The following is a 20127-nucleotide window of genomic DNA, read 5'->3' on the forward strand; positions in this document are numbered from 1 at the left end:
GCATTGCATGGGATGAGGTATAAATCCTGACGATGGTCAAGCCCTGTGGAGACGATCCGTAGGGCTGCAAAAATTTGCCGCCGCCCAGAAAACACTGTTTACCCGGCACCCATAACATCCCATATCTAAACGGAGGAACCATGAATAAAGCGACTCAGCCCGATGGACTCGAACCCCCGGCGACCGACCCGGCCCCGATGACCCCGGCCAAGGGTTTTCTGGTATTGATGGCCTTGGTGGTGGTCATTGCGGCATTTCTGGTTCTCAGCCACACCATCGGCGTCACCGAAACCTGGGCCGCGTTTCTGTTCCTGCTGTATTGGGCCGGCATCGACCATGCCGACTTTGGCAAACTACCCGCCGCCATCGTCGGTGGAGTAATGGGCCTGCTGATGGTCTATCTGATGCAGCAGGCACCGCTGTGGCTGGGGACGACTACTGGCGGCGCGGTCTTGCTCGGCACCGTACTGCTTCTGGTCTATTGCCAGATCATGGGCTGGCTGCCCATCGCCGTGAACATGATGACCATGCTTTACCTCACAGTAGGCTCCGCGCCGGTGATTCAGGCGGCATTCCAGTTGCCTGGGACCCTGGCCGCCCTGGCCCTGAGCGTCACCTATTTTGCCGGGCTGGTCTGGGTCGGCAGCCAGGTGCAGAAGATGAGAAGTGCCAAGGCATAGCTTGGCAAAGGCAGCGAAAAGCTTGTAGGTTTCGCTGCCCCAGCCCCGCCTCCCCGGCACGATCCGAGGAGCGCGGAAGGCAACACCCTCGCTAGAGACAACGACCTTTCCGCCCACAGTCCTGCGGACGCTTGAGTTCTGTTGCCTCTGGCCCTGCCCTAACGCCCATGGAAGCCAATTTTCCGCCCCGATCCATGAAATACGAACAGTAGGCTGAGGTCCGATCGTTCCCTGTAACCGTCCATGGATGCACCGAAATTGTGCCCATGCACCGGGACAATGCAGGAATATCGATCCAGCAGGCACCCTTCCCACCTCTATTGGTGCCCGCAGCAAGGCCGGCAAGCCATGGCACAGGGTTTGCGTCAGGGCTGCCCATGAACGAGACGAAATCCACCTGCCCCTATTGCGGCACCGGCTGCGGACTGATCATTGAGCACGACGGTCAGCGCATTTTCAACGTTCGGGGCGACCCGGATCACCCCGCCAATCACGGCAGGTTGTGCACCAAGGGCGCCACCCTGCATCTCACCGTGGCGCCCGAGACCGCAGGCCTGCGCACCACCCTGCCGCAACTGCGCACCGGCAAGAACACAGCGCGCCAGACTATGGCCTGGCCGGCGGCCCTGGACCATGCCGCCCAACGCTTCGCCGAGGTAATCCGGGATCATGGCGCAGATGCCGTGGCCTTCTACATCTCGGGCCAACTGCTGACGGAGGACTACTACGTCTTCAACAAGCTGGCCCGGGGCCTGGTGGGCACCAACAACATCGACAGCAATTCCCGGCTGTGCATGTCCAGCGCCGTGATGGGCTACAAGCTCACCCTGGGAGCCGACAGTGTTCCCTGCGCCTACGAGGATATCGACGCCGCCGACTGCCTGCTGATCGCCGGCGCCAACACCGCCTACGCCCATCCCATCGTCTTCCGCCGCATCGAGGACGCCCGGGCCGCCCGGGCCGGCCTCAAGCTGATCGTGGTGGACCCGCGCCGCACCGACACGGCCGCCGCCGCCGACCTGCACCTGGCCCTCCAGCCCGGCAGCGACATCGCGCTCTACCAGGCCATGCTCCATGTGCTGTTGCAGGAGAAGCTGGTGGATCGCGACTACATCCATCAACACACCGAGGGCTTCGTGGCCCTGGAAGCCGCTGCCAGGGAAATGTCCCCCGCCGTGGCCGCCGGCATCTGCGGCCTCAAGGCCTCAGATATCGTCACCGCCGCCCGCTGGTTCGGCGCCGCCGACTCCGCCAGCCTTTCCCTCTGGTGCCAGGGCCTCAACCAGTCGGCCACGGGCAGCCACAACAGTGCCGCCCTGATCCAGCTCCACCTGGCCACGGGCAAGATCGGCCGTCCCGGCTGCGGCCCCTTCTCCCTCACCGGCCAGCCCAATGCCATGGGGGGCCGGGAAGCAGGCGCCATGGCGACCCTGCTGCCCGGTCATCGTGACCTGGCCGATGCCGACGACCGGGCCGAGGTGGCCCGCCTCTGGGACATCGACGCCCTGCCGGACAAACCCGGCCTGAGTGCCGTGGAGCTGTTCGACGCCCTGGGCCGGGGCGAGATCAAGGCCCTCTGGATCGCCGGCACCAATCCGGCCCAGTCCCTGCCCGACAGCCAGCGGGTGCAACAGGCCCTGGCGGCCTGCGAATTCGTCGTGGTGCAGGACATCTACCAGGATACGGAAACCACCCCCTATGCCGACCTGCTGCTGCCGGCGGCGGGCTGGGGCGAAAAGGAAGGCACCGTCACCAACTCCGAGCGCTGCATCAGCCGGGTCCGTGCCGCCCTGCCCCCGCCGGGACAGGCCCTGCCCGACTGGCGCATCGCCGCCGATTTCGCCCTGGCCCTGGGCCGCTACCTGGGGCGGGAGGAACAGGCCCAGCGCCTGTTTCCCTACACCTGCGCCGAAGAGGTGTTCAACGAACACCGGGAAACCACCCGGGGCCGGGACCTGGACATCGGCGGCCTCTCCTATGGACTGCTGGAGCAACGCGGCCCCCAGCAATGGCCCTTCCCCGTCGGCGCCACGAGCGGCCAGGTGCGACTCTATGGCGATGGCCGATTTCCCACCCCGAACGGCCGGGCCAGATTCATCGTGCCTGTGGTGGAGGGAGTGGCCGAGGCGCCGGACGCCCGCCATCCCTACCAGCTCAACACCGGCCGCCTCCGTGACCAGTGGCACGGCATGAGCCGCACCGGCAACGTGCCACGCTTGTTCAGCCATGCCCCGGAACCCCAGCTCGACATGCACCCGGACGACATGGCACGCCACGGCCTGAAGAACCAGGACCTGGTGCGGGTTGCCAATCCCCGGGGCAGCTTCGTCGCCAAGGCACGGGCCTCCGAGGCCATGGCGCCGGGCCAGGTATTCATGCCCATGCACTGGGGTGGCCGTTTCATGGCCGGCGCCGGGGTCAATGGCGTTACCCTGCCCCGCTTCGATCCCCTCTCGCGGCAGCCCGAACTCAAGCACTGCGCCGTCACCCTGGAGAAACTCCAGAACCTCTGGCCTCTGGTGGCCCTGCGCCGCGCGCCGGCCGGGAAGGGCGCCACCACCCTGGCCCTGCGCCAGGCCCTGACGCCCTGGATCAATCGCTGCACCCACGCCACCCTGACCCTGACTGGCCGGGAAGAACCGGTCCTGGTGTTCCAGGGCTGGGCCGAGTCCCCCTGGTCGGCGGAGCAGTTGGCCGACTTCGACCAGGCCCTGGGGCTGCATGACCACAGTCTTTATTTCGCCGACGACCGGCGGGGAGTCTCCAAACGGGCGCTGATGCAGGACGACCGGCTGATCGGGGTACGCCTGGCCGGCGAGACCCTGGCCGCCGAGTGGCTGGAAGACCTGATGGCCGCCGGCAAACCCGTGGCCGGCCTGCGCCGCTGGCTGCTGGCCCCCCTGACCCAGCCTCCCGCCGGCCAGGTGGGCCGGGGCCGGGTGGTCTGCAACTGTCTGGACGTGAGCGAAGGTGAAATCCTCACCGACCGGGCGGAGGGCCTGGACCTGCCGGCCCTCCAGGCCAAGCGCAAGTGTGGCACCTCCTGCGGCTCCTGCCTGCCGGAAATCCGGAGACTGCTGGCTACGCCGCTTCACTGAACCTAACGCGCATGGTCACCACGCCACCACCGAGGATGAAAATGCGCAAAGGCTAATTGAACGCCCCCCACCCCCGTACCCCACCCCGGGGCGGGGCTACCCATCGGCTCGCTACGCTCGACGGTCACACTCGGCTCCGTTGATACTGTTTCACGCTAAGCCGCCAGCGCTTGAGGCAAATCAAGAAATTTCTTCCGCCCCTTCCATTTGGGAATTGTTCTCATGTAAGATGAGAACAGTTCCTATCTTATCTTCACTTGCCTGCCATGAATGAGAAACCTCAAGCCCGCGCTTGCCCTCCCGCCAGCCCCCTGCTGGCGGCGGTCTCCGGCCATGGCGGCGGCCAGGCCGCGCTGCCCACCTGCAACAGCCACACCCTGTTCGACGGCGGCAAGGAACTGGTGATCCTCCATCACGGCGAGTCCTACCGCCTGCGCCAGACCCGTCAGGGCAAACTGATCCTCACCAAATAGGCGCTAATCGGATAAGCCATGACAAATCGTGAAAAGAATTTCGAGCGAAGCGAGCCGATGAGTAGCCCCGCCCTGGGGCGGGGATGGGGGTGGGGGGCGTTCAATTTGCCTTTGCGCATTGATTCCTCGGGGGTGGTGTCGGCGACCATGCGCGTTGGCTCCGGCTTGACCGGCTTAGGAAATTAGCCATGTACGTCTGCGTCTGCCATGCTGTGACCGACCGCGACATCAGTGCCGCCGTCGCCCAGGGTTGCGGCAACTTGCGGGAACTGCGCCAGCAACTGGGCTTCGGCACCTGCTGCGGCCGCTGCAACAGTTGCGCGCGTAAGGTCATGACGGAATCCATGCACGCCCACGCGCCCCATCCACGGATAGACGCGGCCCGTTGCGTCGGGGCCTGACCCAGGAGACTTCCATGAAAGGCGACAAGAAGACCATCCAGTTGCTAAACAAACAGCTCGTGAACGAACTGACCGCAGTCAACCAGTATTTCCTCCACGCGCGGATGTACAAGAACTGGGGATTCCAGGCCCTCGGCAAGCACGAGTACGAGGAGTCCATCGAGGAGATGCACCACGCCGACCACCTGATCGAGCGCATCCTGTTCCTCGAAGGCCTGCCCAATCTCCAGGCCCTGAACAAGCTCCTGATCGGCGAGAACGTGCCGGAATGCCTGGCCGGCGACCTCACCCTGGAACAGGGCGCCCACACCGACCTCAAGACCGCCATCGCCCACTGCGAGAGCGTGCACGACTACGTTTCCCGGGACATCCTCCAGGAAATCCTCGACGACACCGAAGAGCACATCGACTACCTGGAGACCCAGATCGAGCTGGTGGACAAGGTCGGGCTCCAGAATTACCTGCAATCCCAGATGGGAGCCCCGTCCAGCTCCTGATCCCCTCTTCCCGGCGGCATCAGCCGCCGCCCCATCAGCCAGCCAGCCCAGCCATCCCCGATGGCGGCAAGCCAGCCAAAGATTATTGTCCCCCTTTGGAGGTTTGCCATGTCGTTCCCGCTTCGTCCCCTCGCTCTCGCCGCCCTGGCCGCGGCTTCCTTTTCCGCCGTCGCCCTGGAATATCCCATCGGTTCCCCCCAGAATGTCGCCGGTCTGGAAGTGGCCGCCGTCTATCTCCAGGCCGTGGAGATGGAGCCCGAGGGCCACATGCGCCGCGCCACGGATTCCGACATCCACCTGGAAGCCGATATCCATGCCCTGGCCAACAATCCCAACGGCTTCCCCGAGGGCGCCTGGGTTCCCCATCTGCTGGTCAGGTACGAATTGACCAAGCTGCCTTCCGGCGAGGTCATCAAGGGCGACATGATGCCCATGGTGGCCAGCGATGGTCCCCACTACGGTGACAACGTCAAGCTGAAGGGGCCGGGCAAGTACAGAGTCAAGTTCACGGTCTATTCGCCCAGCGCCCGGGAAAATCCCGATGGCAACCACTTCGGCCGCCATACCGACCGGGCCACCGGCGTGCGCCCCTGGTTCAAGCCCGTCGAAACCGAGTGGGAGTTCACCTACGCCGGCATCGGCAAGAAGGGCGGGTATTGAGATGAAACTACTCCGCAACACCATGGTCGCGGCCATGGCGGGAGCCTTCGCCCTGCCCGCCTGCGCCAACGACGACCTGAGCGTCCTCAAGGCCGAGTTGAAGCGCCTGTCCGAACGCATCGAAAGCCTGGAACGACAGAACCGGGAAATGGAAAAGTCCCTCGACAGTCAGCGCGTCAGCGAGAGCGAGCCGGAGCTGGTGACCCGCCTCAAGGCCGTGGAGTTCCAGACCCTCTCGATGCAGAAGCAGGCGCGCCAGATCGAGGCCCTGGAAGGCATCACCGTGGGTGCCAGCCTCACCGGCCTGGTGCAGAAGGTCGGCGCCCGGGGCACGGCAAGCGGCCTGGCAGAGACCCGTGCCAACTATCGCGGCGACATTTCCGTGACCCTGCCCGGCGGCGAAATGGGTAACACCGAAGGCAAGATCTTCGGCCACTTCCGCTTCGGCCAGGGCAATGGCATCGGCCTGCGGCCAACCTACACCAGCAGCGCCAACACCACCGCCTTCGAAGTCGGCAGCACTCCAGCCGACGACTCCTTCGGCATCCTGGCCCAGGCCTGGTATCAATTGACGATTCCGCTGATGGACGACGGCCTCAAGGCCAATGCCCGGGAACACCTGCATCTTACGGCGGGCAAGATTGACCCCTTCGTCTTCTTCGACCAGAACGTGGCGGCCGACGACGAATCGGCCCGCTTCATGAACAATACCTTCGTGCATAACCCTCTGCTGGATTCCGGCGGCGATATCGGCGCCGATGCCTACGGCTTCGCTCCGGGCGCCATCGTCCAATATGTGAACCAGCGCGAAAAGGGTTCGGAGTGGGGTCTGTCCCTGGGCGTCTTCGGTTCTGGCCCGGGCGCCAACTTCACCGGCTCCCTCTCCGGCCCCCTGGTCATCGCCCAGGCCGAGACCGCCGCCCGCTTCAACTATCTGCCCGGCAACTACCGCGTCTATCTCTGGCGCAACGGCCGGGGCGCCGGCTACGACGGCGTTGAGCAAAAGCATGCCGGTATCGGCGTTTCCGTGGACCAGAAGGTCAGCGACGAGCTGACCCTGTTCGGCCGCCATGGTCGCCAGACCCAGGGCAAGGTAAGGTTCGACCGCGCCCTTACCCTCGGCGCCGAACTCGCCGGCAGCCCCTGGGCCCGAGCCGCCGACAGCATCGGTCTCGCCCTCGGCGCCCTGCGCACCAGCGGCGACTTCCGCAACGACGCGCCAACGGTAGACGCCGACGGCGATGGCACACCCGACTTCGGCTACCCGGCCGGCGGCACGGAGAAGCAGATGGAAATCTACTATCGCTACAGACTCAACAGCCATGTGGAGCTGACGCCGGACTTCCAGTGGATCCGCCGGGCCGGCGGCGACGGCAATGCGCCGACGGTCAAGGTATTCGGGCTTCGGGCCAGGGTAGGATTCTGAGTATGATCCGCCCCTTCCTCGCCCATGCCGTCCTGGTGCTTGGCCTCTGGTTCGTCCTGGGCTGGGCTACGGAAACTCGGGCAGCACCGGAGGAAGCCGTCACCTTCGCCGTCGTGATCAAGGGCGGGCATATTCTCCCGCCCCGGCTGGAAGTCCCGGCCGGACGCAAGATCAGGCTCACGGTCAGGAACGAGGGACCCGGCCCCAGCGAATTCGAAAACCTCAGTCTGCGGGTCGAGAAAGTGCTGGCGCCGGGGGCCTCCTCCTTCCTGGTGATCCATCCGCTGCAACCGGGAAGCTACCGCTTCATCGACGAATTCCATCCGGACACTTCCGAAATGCTGTTGATCGCCCGCTGAGGCCCTGCCATGCTCAATTCCCTGATCGTCGTCTTTCGCGAAAGCCTGGAAGCCATGCTGGTGGTCGGTGTGCTGCTGGCCTGGATCGCCCGCCAGCCCGACCCCGGTGGACTGCGCCGCAGCCTGTGGGCCGGCGTCGCGGCCGGGCTGGGTCTCGCGCTGGCACTGGGCTTTGCCACCTTCGCCGCCCAGAGCCAGCTGGCGGGCGATGCCCTGGAGAAATTCCAGGTCGGCATGGTGCTCTTCGCCGCGGCGCTGATCGTGCAGATGGTGCTCTGGATGCATCGTCATGGCCGCCACATGCGACGCGAACTGGAAACCCGAGCCGGGCATGCCGCCGGCGCCTTGGGGCTAGGCGCCGTCACGGCCCTGGCGGTGGCACGGGAGGGCGCCGAAACTGTAGTCTTCCTCTATGGCCTGGGCCTTGAAGGCAACGGCGGCCTGCTCGCCGGAGCATTCGCCGGCTTTGTCCTGGCCGCCGCCACGGCCTGGCTGGTGGCTCGCGGCGCACGCTTTCTCAGCTATCGCGCACTGTTCTCGGCGAGCGAAATCCTGCTCCTGATCATTGCCAGCGCGCTGCTGGCGGCTGGCGTTGACCGGATGATCGGCCTCGAATGGCTACCGCCCCTGCTCGATCCGGTATGGGACAGCTCCAGCCTCCTCGACGACAGCAGCGGCGTCGGCCGCTTGCTGGCTGACTTCACCGGCTACCGGGCACGCCCCTCTGCCAGCCTGCTGCTCGCCTATGGGAGTTTCTGGTGCTTCTCCCTCTGGCGTCTCGGCCGCGCCACGCCAGCCCCGGCCAACGGGAAAGTGTGACCATGACAAGCCACACCCTCCACTTCATGCCCCCCCCACCGAGGCGCGGTCGTCTGGCCCGCCTCGGTGACTGGATGGCGCGCCATCGCGGTGCCATCCTCGCCATGCAGTGGATCATCGTCGTCTTCTATCTGGTGCTGGTGGCCCTGCCCGCCTTCCTGCCCCATCCTCATCCGGAAGCGCGACTCTTCTCCTCCGACTTCGGCGCCGCCTCCAGCGTCGATCCCACATTTTCAGTCGATGGTGGCCAATCACGGGTGGAGAAAATTCCCTACGCCGCCTCCTGGCGCGACCGGCTGGTGCTGCTCGCCCAGTACCTGTTCTGGGGCCTCTGGTGGCCCTTCGTGATTCTCTCGATCCTGCTCATGGGCAGGGTCTGGTGCGGCGTGCTCTGCCCCGAGGGTGCCCTGACCGAATTCGCCAGCCGCCACGGACGCGGCGGCCCCATCCCGAAATGGCTGCGCTGGAATGGCTGGCCCCTGGTGGCCTTCATCCTCACCACCGTCTACGGCCAGTTGATCAGCGTCTATGACTATCCCCAGGCGGCGCTGCTGATCCTCGGCGGCTCCACCGTCGCCGCAGTAGCCGTCGGCTGGCTCTACGGCAAGGGCAAGCGCGTCTGGTGCCGCTATCTCTGCCCGGTCTCCGGCGTCTTCGCCCTCCTGGCGCGACTGGCCCCGGTGCACTTCCGCGTCGACCGCGCTGCCTGGGACGCCTATCGGCAACGCACCTCTGCCGTTGATTGCGCGCCTCTGCTCGACGTCAAGCATTTGAAGGGCGCCACCCAGTGCCACGCCTGCGGCCGTTGCAGCGGCCACCGCGACGCCGTGACCCTGAGCGCCCGCTCCCCCAATGGGGAAATCCTCGGCGGCCCGCCTCCGACGACCCACGAAGCCCTGCTGCTGATCTTCGGCATGCTCGGCATCGCCCTCGGCGCCTTCCAGTGGAGCGTCAACCCCTGGTTCGTGCGGGGCCGACAGGCGGTCGCGGAATGGCTGGTGAATCGGGACATCCTCTGGCCCCTGACGGACAGCCCGGCTTGGTGGTTGCTGACGGCCTACCCGGAAGCCAACGATGTCTTCACCTGGCTCGACGGCGCCGCCATCCTCGCCTACATCGGCATCGTCACCCTCGCCCTCGGCGGTGCAACGCTCCTTGCCGTGGGCGGCGCGGCCCGGCTGGCCGGCGCCGACTGGCGGCGGCTGGCCCTGGGCCTCACACCCCTTGCCGGTATCGGTCTGTTCCTCGGCCTGTCGATGATGACCGCCACCCACCTGCGCGCCGAAGGCCACGCCCTGCCCTGGCTGCCCTATTTGCGGGGCGCCCTGCTCGGCCTGGCCCTGGCCTGGTCGGCCTGGCTTGGCCTGGGGCTGCTGCGCGCCGACACCCCGCGGCGGTCCCGCCTCGTCGTGGCCTACGCCCTCTGGCTGATGCCCCTGACCGCCGTCGGCGGCTCCTGGGTGCTGGTGTTCTACGTCTGGTAGCTAATCGGCGATCTCGGCCTCGACGAGCTTGGCCAGCAGGGTGAGGGATTCCTGCCAACCGAGATAACAGGCATCTGGGGGAATTACATCGGGTATCCCTTCCTGCACGATGTTCAATTCGGTCCCGCAAGAAACCTTGCTCAGGCTTATCGTCGTCTGCATTTCCCCGGGCAGGTTCGGATCATCGAATTTATCCGAATACCTGATGCGTTCATGAGGTACCAGCTCCAGATATTTTCCGCTGAAGGAATGGCTATGGCCGGTGGTGAAATTCGTGAACGACATTTGGTAGGCGCCGCCTACCTGGGCATCCATATGGTGAACCTTGCAAGTGAATCCGTTGGGCGGCAGCCATTTGGCCATGGCATCCGCGTCGAGGAACGCGCGATAGAGCTTCTCGGGCGTTGTACGCAATACACGATGAAGCCGGATGGTGTTGGTTGGCATGATCAATTCTCCTTACGTCAAGTGCCGAGTCGGTGACAGCGGGGTGCGTTGACGCCCTCTGTTTTATAGTGCATGAGCTTGCCTCGACCATAACGGCATTGCTCTTACTGGTTATTTGACGACCGCCGTCGCACAGTGCACATGACTGCAGCACACTTCGGCCGCCCCCCGCCAAATGCCATTTCGGCCCTAACGGACCACCTGATTGCGTCCCAGACTCTTGGCCTGATACAGATTGCGGTCGGCACCGGACATCAGGGCATCAAGGGTACGCCCTTCTTCCGGATAGACGGCGCAGCCGATGCTGACCGTGGTGTGAATGGTGTTGCCGCCTGCGTGCATTTGGTCCACTGCCCGGCGAATTCTCTCGGCGACATCCAGGGCACCGGCAGCGGTGGTTTCCGGGAGAAGGACAACGAACTCGTCTCCCCCGTGACGGGCCAACACGTCGGTGTAGCGCAACTGTCCCTGAATGCTTTTCACCAGGTCCTTCAGCAGGACATCGCCGGCCTTGTGTCCGAAGTCGTCGTTCACCTGTTTCAGGTTGTCACAGTCGATCATGAGGATGGACAGTGCCCGGTTGTAGCGTACCGCCTGGCCGAACAAGCGATCGGCCAGGATGGCAAACCCGCGCCGGTTGAGAATTCCCGTGAGATCGTCACTCTCCGACATCAGCTTTGCCTTGTTGAGACCATAGCGGATATCCGAGGAAAACATGGTGGTGATGTACGCCACCAGGATGAAGGGTGCGAATTCGGCCAGAACACCGCCGAGACTGCTAAGGGATGTCAACTCGCCAATGGAGTCATAGTCACCGAGCAGCACGAAGCAGGTGGCGATCAGCGCAAGTTCCAGCAGGGTGGTGATCTTCCCCAGCGTCAGAGCACTGGTGATGATCACCAGCAGGTAGGAGTTGATCAATGGACTGTCAAGCTTGCCGGTGTGCCATAGCGACCAGGTGACGAAAGCCGTCATGATCCAGGTCTCCACGGCGACCTTCCAGCGGGATTCGCGCTTGAAGAAATGGGTGTAGCGGAACCCCATGATGCATGCCGTATAGGCCAGCAGCCCGGATACGATCGCCGCCTTGTCCTCCGGGTGTCCGCCCCCGAATGCGTAATAAAGCAGTACCAGAACCAGCAGCAGCCATTCGATCTCGGCCACCGTGCGCGAGATGCCGCGCAGTTCCTCCTGCTCCAGGGAAACGGCATTTGAATCGACAGTGTCCGACATGCGCGTGCGGCTCCCTGAAATGTACGACTGACATCATTATGCCAAAGACCCGCAGGCAGGCGCCTGGCGCCGGCTCACTGGTCAAAAAATGCCCAGCGCCAGTCCCGCAGCCAAGGTAGCCCCCAGTTCCACACAGCGCTTGATGTCGTCGGGCGCGATGCGTTTGGGGCGCAGGATTTCCTCCGGCGCCTGGGCATGGGTGCAGATGATCAGGGGATCGCCGGCCGCCCTGAGCCGCCAACCGGTGGCGATGCGTTCGATCTGACGAGCGGCATTCGACCCGTCACTGCCAGCGCAGATCATTGACGCATAAGGACGGCCATTGATGCGGTCGAGGGCGGCGTAATAGGTACGATCGAAAAAATCCTTCATCAGTCCCGACATGGCGGCAAGGTTCTCGGGCGTGGCGAACAGGTAGCCGTCCGCCGACAGCACATCATCCGCGCAGGCCGTCGAGGCGTGACGCAAATTTACGCTGACCGTAGCATCGGCGTTCGCGCCGGAAGCGGCGGCTTCCGCCATCTGACGGGTGCCGCCGGTCATGGAGTGATAGACGATGAGCAGGGTTTTCATGGTGATGGGTCCGCCAACAGGATGGTCATGCGGAGAATCATCAGATCGCGTAACAAACCTGATCAGCGACCTCGGCTGCGCCGCGTCGTCATCGCCTGGCTCAGGACCATGATGTCCCGGGGCGTCAGGAGCCGGCGCGCGAGGGGCAGCATTTCCCGATTTTCCCGTTCGATATGCCGTCGATAGCGGGAGGCCAGCAGTTGGACCGATGGCTCGTCCAGGGCCGTACTGGTTCCGTCGGCCAGGGCCACGAGTTGCTGACGCACGGCATGCCACGCGGAAGACATCAAGGCATGATCCGCCAGAAGGTCCTGTATCAGTATCCGTACCTCCTCGGCCGCGCTCCCTTCAGCCCGGACCATAAGCTGGGGGAAAAGGTCTTGCTCCTCGTCCTCATGATGGTGCTGACCGGCAGTGTCAAAATAGCGCAGAATGGCCCGGGCCGCTTGGCAGGCCTGCTTGTCCGCCCCGTGGACCGGCAGGTGGTCCAGCAACCGCTCCAGGGTTTTCAGCTGGGCCTCGATGCGGCCATGGCAGGCCTCAAGGATTTCCAGGGGTTCATCCAGGGCTGGGGCCGTGGGCAGCAGGGAATCGGTCATGGGATCACTCCGGTGAGAAAGCCGCGGGGATCCTTCAGGATCGCCACGGAAACAATGTAGCCGGCCACTACCAGGGCGGCACCCCAGGCGGTCAGCCGGATGGAAAGAGTAGGACCGAAGCGGAAAGCCACCAGGCCCAGGCCGACATAGGCCAGCAGACCCATCACCTTGGCGGTCACCCAGGGCACAACGAAAGGGTACTGATCCGACAGCACCACCATCACCACCGCCGCCGCCAGCAACAGGGAGTCATTGGCATCCACCATGAGACGCAAGGAACGCTTCCTGAACCAGGGCGAGGCCCGAACCATCAGCAGACCTCGAATCAGGAAGCCGCCGATACTGATGAAGGCGCACGTCAGATGCACCTGCTTGAGCAGTGGATAACTATTCATTGCCAGCAATCGCCTGTTTCAGGAAACTAGAAAATCCGCCCGCAAACCCGGCCTGCTGCGCTATATTGCCGCAGGATAAAAAAGGGATGCACATGAAAGAAAAACTGGACATCACCGGAATTCTCTCCCATCTGCCTTTGTTCCAGGCCCTGTCAGTCGAACAAATCGCCGAACTGACCCAGGGCACCCGCGAAATTCGCCTGGCGAAGGGGGAGATGCTGTTCAGGAAAGGAGATCCCACCAAGGGGTTTTTCGTGGTCATCTACGGTCAGATCAAGCTGGCGCTTCCCTCCGCCCAGGGGGCGGAAAAGGTGGTCGAGATCCTTGGTCCTCAACAGAGTTTCGGTGAGGCGGTGATGTTCATGGACAAGCCCTATCCGGTACACGCCGAAGCCCTGGCCGACATGTTGCTGCTGCATATTTCAAAGCAGACGGTGGAAGACCTGCTGGAGCGGGACACGACCTTTGCCCGGCGCATGCTGGCAGGCATGTCCCGGCGTCTGCACTCCTTGATCACCGACGTGGAATCCTACTCGCTGCGTTCCAGCACTCAACGGGTTATCGGCCATCTGCTCCAGAACTGCCCGCCGGAATGTGAGAAAGACGAACCCGTGGAAATAGAACTGCCCACTTCGAAGCAGGTCATCGCCTCCCGCCTCAACCTGACCCCGGAAACCCTGTCGCGCATTTTTCATGAGCTGTCCAGTTCCGGCATCATTTCGGTCCATGGCAAGAAGATCACGGTCCACTGTGCGCAACGCTTGCGGGCATTCGATCTATAGCCCGCCGATAGACCCGCAGCGCTCCCACCAGATTCCAGCCCAGCCAGGCCGACGAAAGCGCGAAGGCCAGCCCCGCCGTCCGGGTCAGGGAAGGCATCCAGAGAGCCGCCGTCAGCAGGGCCAGCGCCAGCAGATGGGCCACGAACTGTCCCCTGGCCAGCCGCTCAGGAATCATCTCCTTCATGTTGGGCGCTGCGACAGCGAAAGGCCCCCGCCGCTGGATATGCAGCCAGCAAAGAAAGGGCACGATCTTGTAGAGCATCCCACTCACAGCGGAAAGCAGCACCCCCAGGAGCATCCAGAGGCCCAGCAGCAGTTCGGTGCGCGCCCCACCCCACCAATCGCCCACCAGCCCCCACCCGATCAGGGTCACTGCCAACATGAAGACGGCAGACAGGCGGAAATAGGCAAAGGTCGTGTCGCTCAACTTTCTTCTTCTTTTCGCTTGTAGAACCAGGGTGAGTATCGCGAAGAGCGCCAGTAGGGCCAATCCCAGAACCTGGGCGATTGTCGGAGCAATCGACCAGTCCAGCGTCCTGGATGAGCCGACAGCAACAACCAGGAAAAGTGCCGGCGCATAGCCTCGCTCGAACCAGCGCGGATAGGGCGGGGTAATCTGGAACATGGGTACCACCACGGTTGCCACACTGCCCAGCAGGGCCATGGACCAGGCCCCCAGTGCCCAGGCCAGATGCACGTTGGTGATGGCATGGGAAAGGGGTTGCCCCTCAGCCATGGCGCCTGCCAGCAGCGTTCCCAGGGCCACTGTCACACCCAGGGCCAGCAGGGGCCATTTGAAGGCCGCTGACAAAGCACTGTTGGCGGGCGTCCGAGCCAGGGCCAGCAGCATTGTGGCGACAAAGCCGCCCAGAGCGAGGACGAAAGCCAGGGCCGCAATCAGAAACAGGCGGGGAATCTGCCAGATGAATGCCGCCACCAGTGCCAGGGTCGCCACCACCAGAAGCGGATGCACGAGATTCGCCACCAGGCGAGGATGAGCGATGTTAGCCCCGGTCACTACCGGCACAAACTGGAAACAGGCGCCCACCATGACCTGCAACAGTATTCCCGTCCCCACCAGGTGTGTCAGGGCGAGGAGCCCGGGCATCCAGCGCGACAGGAATACTTGGGGCCCCAGCAGCACCAGCGCCCCCCCCGTCACCACGCCAAAAAGGCAAGCAGTAATAAAGAATCGCAGGGGGACCGAAAAGGCAGGCGCCTGGTCAAATGACAGATTGCCCATCAGACATCAGGCCCGCCGAATGTGGATTTCGTTGCTGCCATCGGCCCGCCAGTTCTCTTCCCAGACGTAGCCGTTCCGTTGCAGTATTTGATAAAGGGGCTTGGGCTGGCAATTAAGGATCAGCACCAGCTTGTCACTGCCCGCCATGGAGTCAAGGGCCTCCAGCGCCAACTCCAGCGGTTCGGGCGGCTGCATGTCCCGTCCGTCGATTGTCTGTACCACCATGGTATTTCCTAAGTCAGGGACAAATCCCGTAATGCCATTCAGGCAATTGTGATTTTTTCGCGTAGCCGCTCAGCCAGACCATCCGATTCAGCCAGACGCTGATCGCACATTGGATAGAGGATGTTCTCCTCCTTGAAATTATGCTGTTGCATCAGGATCAGCAGGGTCTCTCCGGCACTGCAAAACTGCCCGGATCGACGGGACTGCAAAGCCTCGGCCATCTGTTCGAGCAGACCACGCATCTGTCCATGCTCCATACGCATGACCTGAGTCGGTCCACCACTCATACCCATGGCATCTTCGAAAGCCGGGAACAATATCTGCTCTTCTGCTGTGAAATGACTTTCCAGTTCCGTAGTGAAACGGCCGAAGGCCTCTGCGCAGCACGGCCAATCATTGGAGTTAGCGGCAGCCTCGGCGTCAGCAAATAAGTCATCGCAGTGCCGATGGTGATGACGCAGGGGATCGGTGATGATCATGATCATGAAGGCAAGGAATGGTGGGGCATTTTGTGCAATGCCGGCCAGGGTCTCCTTGATGGGCATCAAGGAGAACTGCTGGCGCGACCACCCCACGGAACTCCAGCGATCAGGGCAACGCAATCCGCTGGTCCTTGCTGAACTGATAGTCGCGGAATACGTGCTCCGCAGTGAGCAACTGATAATTGCCGTCCGGCAGAAGGCGGGTTGTGTCCTTGAGCCGGTAGGTGTAGTGCCCGCAGGTCCAGCAATCGAAATTGCGCATGTGGGTGCACAGACAGGTCTTGTCCATCACCGAGAGGCGTTTCGCGTCCGGATGTGCCAGGACCTCCCGGTTGTACGCATCGATATAGGAACAGTGCCCGGCGCCATCCAGCAAGTAGCCGTAGGCCTCGCAATTGGGTTTGATGCCGTTGCCGATCGCAGGACTGCTCTTCAGCATGCGCATGGGATATCCGGTGGGGGAGATCGTATTGACCTCGATATCTGCCTCCTGCGCCTTCAGGTATTCCTGCTTTACGTTGTCGGGAAGACCGCATTCGGCGGTGATGGTAAACCGCGTCGCGACCTGTACTGCGGCCGATCCCTTTTCAAGAAAGGAGACTGCATCGGTGCCGGTAAATATTCCCCCTGCTGGAATCACGGGAATATCAAGCTTCTCCGTCTGCAAATAAGCCAGAATTTCCGCAACAATGGCATGGAGATCGTACTTTTGCCAATCGTCGGCACCGAAACCCAGATGCCCTCCGGCCAGGGGGCCTTCGATCACCACGTAATCCGGCATCCGGTTCAGCTTGGCGTTCTTGCGCAGGAAAAGCTGCAAGGCGCGCAGGGATGAAACGATGATGCCGAGCTTGGCGTCGCGGAACCGGGGATGCGCCTCCATCAGGGCAAAGGAACCCAAGTGCAGGCCGGCAGAGAGAGTGATGCCATCCACCCCCGCGTCCAGAGCGGAATTCAGGCGCACCCGCAGGGTCTCCCGGGGGCCGTTCATGGTGAGCTTTTCCATGCAGTTGATGAAGATCATGCCCTCACCACGCTTGGCCTCCATGGCGCGACTGACATGCATCTTGGTCGCTTCGGCCAGTTGCCCGAGATCGAACTGGACAACGGACTTGTCGGAATTCTCGACGTTGAACTTGTAGAGCTTCAGCTTTTCCTTGACATAGCGGGTCTTGAAGCGTCGATCCGAAATTGTCGGCACCATGGCGTCGGAAATGTGTCCGATCCCGCCCAGGCGCGCGACTTCCAAGGCCAAAGCCGCATTGGAAATATCGACGCCCATTCCGCCCAGCATGATTGGCACCAGTTCCCGGTTACCAAAGCGCAGGCGGAAATCATCCACGCAATTCATTACTATCCTCTCACCCGCAGTCCGCGGTCGGCTGTCGCCAGCCACAAAAAGGCGTAATGATAGTGCATCTGCTCCCCGACCGCTGATTCTCCTCAGCTTTCCAGGACATAAGTTCCAGGGGCGTCAGCAAGCGCCGGATAGGCTGCGGTCGTCACTGCGGGCGCAGCGCCCAGTTTTCCGGACTGAGGATTGAGCCAGGCCATCCAGTCCACCCACCAACTTCCCTCGTGATGCTGGGCACGGGACTGCCAGCTTTCGCCGGTATCGTGCCGTTCCACATCCGACACCCAATATTCGCGCTTGGGCGGCATCACCACCGGATTGACGATGCCGAGGATGTGCCCGGAGGAAGACAACACGAAACGCTTCGTGCCCGCAGTAAAGTTATTGACGCGAAAGGCCTGGCGCCAAGGCGCGATATGATCATCGGCCGCAGCCACGGCATATATCGGCTGCACGATCCGCTGCAAGTCAATGGGCTCCCCAGCCACTTCCAGTGCATCCGGCTTGATCAGCTTGTTATGCAGATAGAACTCCCTCAAATACCAGGCATGCATCGCCGCCGGCATCCGGGTGGCATCCATATTCCAGTAAAGGACATCCATCGGTTGCAGCTTTTCCCCATATAGGTAGCCGTGCACAACATAGTGCCAAATCAGGCTGTTGGAGCGCAGTAGGCGAAAAGCCAGCGCCATCTGCTTACCGTCCAGATAGCCCTTCTCCTCCATGGCATTGGTAAGCCAGCGTACGCTGCCCTCATCGACAAACACCTCGATATCGCCTGGCCTCTTGTAATCCACCAGGGCGGTAAACAGCGTGACCGACTTCACCGGTACCTGATCGACCGCATAGTGCATGTTGGCCCAGGCCATGTAGGTGACCAGGGCGGCGCCGCCGATGCAGTAGCCCACGGCATTGACCTGCTGCGCACCGGAGATCGACCGGGCCACCTCGATGATCCGTGCAATGCCGTCCGTCAGATAGTCGTCGAAACTCACCTCGCGCATTTCCGCAGAGGGATTCTTCCAACTCGTGATGTAAACGTCGTAGCCTTGGTCGAGCAGATACTTGACCATGCTTTTTCTGGGCACCAGGTCCAGCAGATAGAACTTGTTGATCCAGGGCATCACGATGACCAAGGGGATTTGATGCACGCGCCTGACCGTTGGCGTGTAGTGGATCACCTCCAGCAAATAGTTGCGGAAAACCACTTTTCCGGGCGTAGTGGCCAGGGTCTCGCCCACCTTGAAGTCATCCGGATTGGTCATCCGGATATTGCCCAGCCGGACATCCTCCATGAAATTTTGAAAACCCCGAAGGATGCTCTCGCCATTGGTCTCCACGGCCTTTCTCAGGGCCACCGGGTTGGTCAGCAGGAAATTGGTCGGCGCCACCGCATTGAGCCATTTGCGCCACCAGAAGGCGGCCCGGCGGCGATCCTTGCTGGATAGGCCCGGCGTTTCGTAGAGCATGTCCTGAATCTGGTGCGTAAACGTCAGATACCACTCCTTTGCGATATCCCAGGTAGCCGACTCGGTCCAAAGAGTATCGGCGAAACGGTTATCGTCGGGATGAGGTTGCACCACGTCGTCGCTCGGCCTCCCCAGGGAGCGCATCCAGGAATGCCATTGCAGCGCCCACATCCGCTGGGAAAAGCTCGCCAGGACATTGCCCAGTTCCATGGGGTGGGCCAGCCAGGCCAATTGGGCGTGGAGCAAGGGTGTCGCCATCCCCATCGGATCGAAGTTGCCCTCGATGGCTTTCTCGATGGCACGCAAGGCCTTCCAGGGCGGTGCCGGTTCCGCCGGGGTATTGCCAGGGTTGGGCATGCTCATTTCACAGCTCCAGGATTCGCTTTGCGTCCATGATATCCTGCCACTATGGATCAGCTACAACTGACTCAAGGAGGTTCCACAATGTTCAGGCATATTCTTGTTCCCACTGACGGCTCCGAGTTTTCCACCGACACCGTCAAGCGCGCCATCGGTTTTGCCCAGGAGACGGGAGCGACCATCACCTTCTTTTTCGCCAAGCCCGATTATCCCGTCGCGCTTTATGGGGAAGGCGCACTGATCGACCCCACCACCCCGGAGAAGTTTGCTGAAATGGCCGACCAGCAGGCCGCTGAAATACTCAGCGCCGCCGAAGCGATCGCCAAGGCAGCCAACGTATCCTGCAACTCCACCAGCACTACCAATAATGTTCCCTGGGAGGCCATCATCGAGGCGGCCAAGGAGACCGGCTGCGACCTGATTTTCATGGCCTCCCATGGCCGTCGTGGACTTGCCGGACTGCTGCTGGGATCGGAAACCCAGAAGGTGCTGACCCATACAAAAATTCCGGTGCTGGTCTATCGGTAGCCGACTTGGCTTACTGACTCCGCAGATCGGCAGGCCCCGGCCCGCCGATCATGATTTCCCTGGCCGCCGGTAGCACCACATTCCCCATCAACCGCCAGGTCTGGATATCGTCCTCGATCAACACAATCCAATGCCCCGTCGCTGGTAGCCGGAACTGGCCGATGTATACCCCGTCCTGCACCGGCAGTACCTGAGTCTGGTCCAACCCCGCCCGCGTTGGATGGGAGACCGTCACATACAGGGCCGCCGGCGGGCGAAACAAGGGGCTGTCCGCGAACAGGCGAATCTCGGTTCGCCCTTCGGCGACGAGCACACCCGCCTTCAATCCGAAGGCTTCGGCCTGGTTGCTGCGGGCGATAGTCTGGTTAGCGGCCAATCCCTTCCGGTAGTAATCCTCGGTCACCAGGCCATCACTAGTGGACATCGCAATCCACAGGGTGATCATGCTGGCAACCACCACAATAAACGGCCCGGCCATCAGTAACCAGGGCCACCGTTCCCGATACCAGGGTGTGCCGACAGGGCCGGAATTCATGGTTT

Annotated in this window: 23 protein-coding genes; 12 read left to right on the forward strand and 11 right to left on the reverse strand. The window is 62.6% G+C overall.

All coding sequences use genetic code 11. The annotated features are described in order from the left end of the window. The first annotated feature begins 140 nt into the window (after nucleotides 1–140). The 10 genes from DENOEST_RS11690 to DENOEST_RS11735 all read left to right on the forward strand — a co-directional run bounded on the left by DENOEST_RS11690 (nucleotide 141) and on the right by DENOEST_RS11735 (nucleotide 9897). Complete coding sequence (locus DENOEST_RS11690; RefSeq protein WP_145771236.1) at nucleotides 141–680, forward strand: hypothetical protein; 540 nt, start codon at nucleotides 141–143, stop codon at nucleotides 678–680. Between the two features lie 377 nt (nucleotides 681–1057). Further along, nucleotides 1058–3778: a nitrate reductase gene (locus DENOEST_RS11695; RefSeq protein WP_145771237.1), complete on the forward strand. Its 2721-nt coding sequence runs from the start codon at nucleotides 1058–1060 to the stop codon at nucleotides 3776–3778. Between the two features lie 266 nt (nucleotides 3779–4044). Then, nucleotides 4045–4251, forward strand: a complete 207-nt coding sequence (gene hemP, locus DENOEST_RS11700; protein WP_145771238.1) for a hemin uptake protein HemP — start codon at nucleotides 4045–4047, stop codon at nucleotides 4249–4251. 188 nt (nucleotides 4252–4439) lie between these two features. Beyond that, complete coding sequence (locus DENOEST_RS11705; RefSeq protein WP_145771239.1) at nucleotides 4440–4652, forward strand: (2Fe-2S)-binding protein; 213 nt, start codon at nucleotides 4440–4442, stop codon at nucleotides 4650–4652. Between the two features lie 14 nt (nucleotides 4653–4666). After that, complete coding sequence (bfr, locus tag DENOEST_RS11710) at nucleotides 4667–5149, forward strand: bacterioferritin (protein ID WP_145771240.1); 483 nt, start codon at nucleotides 4667–4669, stop codon at nucleotides 5147–5149. Nucleotides 5150–5257: 108 nt separating this feature from the next. Beyond that, nucleotides 5258–5809, forward strand: a complete 552-nt coding sequence (locus DENOEST_RS11715; protein ID WP_145771241.1) for an iron transporter — start codon at nucleotides 5258–5260, stop codon at nucleotides 5807–5809. A gap of 1 nt (nucleotide 5810) precedes the next feature. Continuing rightward, nucleotides 5811–7235: a carbohydrate porin gene (locus DENOEST_RS11720; protein WP_145771242.1), complete on the forward strand. Its 1425-nt coding sequence runs from the start codon at nucleotides 5811–5813 to the stop codon at nucleotides 7233–7235. A gap of 2 nt (nucleotides 7236–7237) precedes the next feature. Then, complete coding sequence (locus tag DENOEST_RS11725) at nucleotides 7238–7594, forward strand: cupredoxin domain-containing protein (RefSeq protein ID WP_145771243.1); 357 nt, start codon at nucleotides 7238–7240, stop codon at nucleotides 7592–7594. A gap of 9 nt (nucleotides 7595–7603) precedes the next feature. After that, nucleotides 7604–8413: an FTR1 family iron permease gene (locus DENOEST_RS11730; protein WP_145771244.1), complete on the forward strand. Its 810-nt coding sequence runs from the start codon at nucleotides 7604–7606 to the stop codon at nucleotides 8411–8413. A 2-nt stretch (nucleotides 8414–8415) separates the two neighbouring features. Continuing rightward, the gene (locus tag DENOEST_RS11735; RefSeq protein ID WP_197970598.1) at nucleotides 8416–9897 is read left to right on the forward strand and encodes a 4Fe-4S binding protein; all 1482 of its coding nucleotides are present in this window, start codon (nucleotides 8416–8418) and stop codon (nucleotides 9895–9897) included. Here the strand turns inward: DENOEST_RS11735 and DENOEST_RS11740 are convergent, their stop codons facing one another. The 5 genes from DENOEST_RS11740 to DENOEST_RS11760 all read right to left on the reverse strand — a co-directional run bounded on the left by DENOEST_RS11740 (nucleotide 9898) and on the right by DENOEST_RS11760 (nucleotide 13144). Further along, nucleotides 9898–10344 carry an SRPBCC family protein gene (locus DENOEST_RS11740; protein ID WP_145771245.1) on the reverse strand — a complete coding sequence of 149 codons (447 nt, stop codon included), beginning with the start codon at nucleotides 10342–10344 and terminating at the stop codon, nucleotides 9898–9900. It abuts the gene before it with no gap. Between the two features lie 189 nt (nucleotides 10345–10533). Continuing rightward, a complete protein-coding gene (locus tag DENOEST_RS11745; RefSeq protein WP_145771246.1) occupies nucleotides 10534–11577 on the reverse strand; it encodes a GGDEF domain-containing protein in 1044 nt (347 codons plus the stop codon). Between the two features lie 81 nt (nucleotides 11578–11658). Next, nucleotides 11659–12150, reverse strand: coding sequence for a flavodoxin family protein (locus tag DENOEST_RS11750; protein WP_145771247.1), 492 nt, complete (start codon nucleotides 12148–12150; stop codon nucleotides 11659–11661). A 62-nt stretch (nucleotides 12151–12212) separates the two neighbouring features. Beyond that, on the reverse strand, nucleotides 12213–12749 hold the full coding sequence (locus DENOEST_RS11755; protein WP_145771248.1) for a hemerythrin domain-containing protein: 537 nt from the start codon (nucleotides 12747–12749) through the stop codon (nucleotides 12213–12215). Beyond that, nucleotides 12746–13144, reverse strand: coding sequence for a SirB2 family protein (locus tag DENOEST_RS11760; RefSeq protein ID WP_145771249.1), 399 nt, complete (start codon nucleotides 13142–13144; stop codon nucleotides 12746–12748). The genes DENOEST_RS11755 and DENOEST_RS11760 overlap by 4 nt, the downstream gene beginning before the upstream one ends. 92 nt (nucleotides 13145–13236) lie before the next feature. On the opposite strand from DENOEST_RS11760, the gene DENOEST_RS11765 reads away from it, so the two are divergent. Next, nucleotides 13237–13926: a Crp/Fnr family transcriptional regulator gene (locus DENOEST_RS11765; RefSeq protein ID WP_197970599.1), complete on the forward strand. Its 690-nt coding sequence runs from the start codon at nucleotides 13237–13239 to the stop codon at nucleotides 13924–13926. On the opposite strand, the gene DENOEST_RS11770 is transcribed toward DENOEST_RS11765, so the two are convergent. The 5 genes from DENOEST_RS11770 to DENOEST_RS11790 all read right to left on the reverse strand — a co-directional run bounded on the left by DENOEST_RS11770 (nucleotide 13883) and on the right by DENOEST_RS11790 (nucleotide 19062). Beyond that, nucleotides 13883–15169: a hypothetical protein gene (locus DENOEST_RS11770; RefSeq protein WP_145771251.1), complete on the reverse strand. Its 1287-nt coding sequence runs from the start codon at nucleotides 15167–15169 to the stop codon at nucleotides 13883–13885. The two genes, DENOEST_RS11765 and DENOEST_RS11770, sit on opposite strands and share 44 nt — an antisense overlap. A 6-nt stretch (nucleotides 15170–15175) precedes the next feature. Continuing rightward, nucleotides 15176–15394 carry a DUF2249 domain-containing protein gene (locus DENOEST_RS11775; RefSeq protein ID WP_145771252.1) on the reverse strand — a complete coding sequence of 73 codons (219 nt, stop codon included), beginning with the start codon at nucleotides 15392–15394 and terminating at the stop codon, nucleotides 15176–15178. Between the two features lie 38 nt (nucleotides 15395–15432). Then, a complete protein-coding gene (locus DENOEST_RS11780) occupies nucleotides 15433–15939 on the reverse strand; it encodes a hemerythrin domain-containing protein (RefSeq protein WP_232096497.1) in 507 nt (168 codons plus the stop codon). A gap of 43 nt (nucleotides 15940–15982) precedes the next feature. Then, a complete protein-coding gene (locus tag DENOEST_RS11785; protein ID WP_145771253.1) occupies nucleotides 15983–17227 on the reverse strand; it encodes a nitronate monooxygenase in 1245 nt (414 codons plus the stop codon). A gap of 92 nt (nucleotides 17228–17319) precedes the next feature. After that, a complete protein-coding gene (locus DENOEST_RS11790) occupies nucleotides 17320–19062 on the reverse strand; it encodes a PHA/PHB synthase family protein (RefSeq protein ID WP_197970600.1) in 1743 nt (580 codons plus the stop codon). Nucleotides 19063–19143: 81 nt separating this feature from the next. Here DENOEST_RS11790 and DENOEST_RS11795 point away from each other — a divergent pair, with 81 nt between their 5' ends. Further along, complete coding sequence (locus DENOEST_RS11795; RefSeq protein ID WP_145771254.1) at nucleotides 19144–19587, forward strand: universal stress protein; 444 nt, start codon at nucleotides 19144–19146, stop codon at nucleotides 19585–19587. A 10-nt stretch (nucleotides 19588–19597) separates the two neighbouring features. On the opposite strand, the gene DENOEST_RS11800 is transcribed toward DENOEST_RS11795, so the two are convergent. Further along, nucleotides 19598–20122, reverse strand: a complete 525-nt coding sequence (locus DENOEST_RS11800; protein ID WP_170228229.1) for a FixH family protein — start codon at nucleotides 20120–20122, stop codon at nucleotides 19598–19600. Between the last annotated feature and the right edge of the window lie 5 nt (nucleotides 20123–20127).

Origin of the sequence: Denitratisoma oestradiolicum (genome assembly GCF_902813185.1) — a bacterium.
In the GTDB taxonomy this organism is placed as follows: Bacteria; Pseudomonadota; Gammaproteobacteria; order Burkholderiales; family Rhodocyclaceae; genus Denitratisoma; species Denitratisoma oestradiolicum.

Coding starts and splice junctions, on each gene's coding strand:
- bfr (WP_145771240.1), top strand. CDS start 4,667: ATGAAAGGCGACAAGAAGACCATCCAGTTGCTAAACAAACAGCTCGTG.
- DENOEST_RS11750 (WP_145771247.1), bottom strand. CDS start 12,150: ATGAAAACCCTGCTCATCGTCTATCACTCCATGACCGGCGGCACCCGT.
- DENOEST_RS11730 (WP_145771244.1), top strand. CDS start 7,604: ATGCTCAATTCCCTGATCGTCGTCTTTCGCGAAAGCCTGGAAGCCATG.
- DENOEST_RS11695 (WP_145771237.1), top strand. CDS start 1,058: ATGAACGAGACGAAATCCACCTGCCCCTATTGCGGCACCGGCTGCGGA.
- DENOEST_RS11780 (WP_232096497.1), bottom strand. CDS start 15,939: ATGCCCATCAAGGAGACCCTGGCCGGCATTGCACAAAATGCCCCACCA.
- DENOEST_RS11720 (WP_145771242.1), top strand. CDS start 5,811: ATGAAACTACTCCGCAACACCATGGTCGCGGCCATGGCGGGAGCCTTC.
- DENOEST_RS11775 (WP_145771252.1), bottom strand. CDS start 15,394: ATGGTGGTACAGACAATCGACGGACGGGACATGCAGCCGCCCGAACCG.
- DENOEST_RS11740 (WP_145771245.1), bottom strand. CDS start 10,344: ATGCCAACCAACACCATCCGGCTTCATCGTGTATTGCGTACAACGCCC.
- DENOEST_RS11755 (WP_145771248.1), bottom strand. CDS start 12,749: ATGACCGATTCCCTGCTGCCCACGGCCCCAGCCCTGGATGAACCCCTG.
- DENOEST_RS11735 (WP_197970598.1), top strand. CDS start 8,416: ATGACAAGCCACACCCTCCACTTCATGCCCCCCCCACCGAGGCGCGGT.
- DENOEST_RS11705 (WP_145771239.1), top strand. CDS start 4,440: ATGTACGTCTGCGTCTGCCATGCTGTGACCGACCGCGACATCAGTGCC.
- DENOEST_RS11790 (WP_197970600.1), bottom strand. CDS start 19,062: ATGAGCATGCCCAACCCTGGCAATACCCCGGCGGAACCGGCACCGCCC.
- DENOEST_RS11785 (WP_145771253.1), bottom strand. CDS start 17,227: ATGAATTGCGTGGATGATTTCCGCCTGCGCTTTGGTAACCGGGAACTG.
- DENOEST_RS11795 (WP_145771254.1), top strand. CDS start 19,144: ATGTTCAGGCATATTCTTGTTCCCACTGACGGCTCCGAGTTTTCCACC.
- DENOEST_RS11770 (WP_145771251.1), bottom strand. CDS start 15,169: ATGGGCAATCTGTCATTTGACCAGGCGCCTGCCTTTTCGGTCCCCCTG.
- DENOEST_RS11715 (WP_145771241.1), top strand. CDS start 5,258: ATGTCGTTCCCGCTTCGTCCCCTCGCTCTCGCCGCCCTGGCCGCGGCT.
- DENOEST_RS11725 (WP_145771243.1), top strand. CDS start 7,238: ATGATCCGCCCCTTCCTCGCCCATGCCGTCCTGGTGCTTGGCCTCTGG.
- DENOEST_RS11760 (WP_145771249.1), bottom strand. CDS start 13,144: ATGAATAGTTATCCACTGCTCAAGCAGGTGCATCTGACGTGCGCCTTC.
- DENOEST_RS11800 (WP_170228229.1), bottom strand. CDS start 20,122: ATGAATTCCGGCCCTGTCGGCACACCCTGGTATCGGGAACGGTGGCCC.
- DENOEST_RS11765 (WP_197970599.1), top strand. CDS start 13,237: ATGAAAGAAAAACTGGACATCACCGGAATTCTCTCCCATCTGCCTTTG.
- hemP (WP_145771238.1), top strand. CDS start 4,045: ATGAATGAGAAACCTCAAGCCCGCGCTTGCCCTCCCGCCAGCCCCCTG.
- DENOEST_RS11690 (WP_145771236.1), top strand. CDS start 141: ATGAATAAAGCGACTCAGCCCGATGGACTCGAACCCCCGGCGACCGAC.
- DENOEST_RS11745 (WP_145771246.1), bottom strand. CDS start 11,577: ATGTCGGACACTGTCGATTCAAATGCCGTTTCCCTGGAGCAGGAGGAA.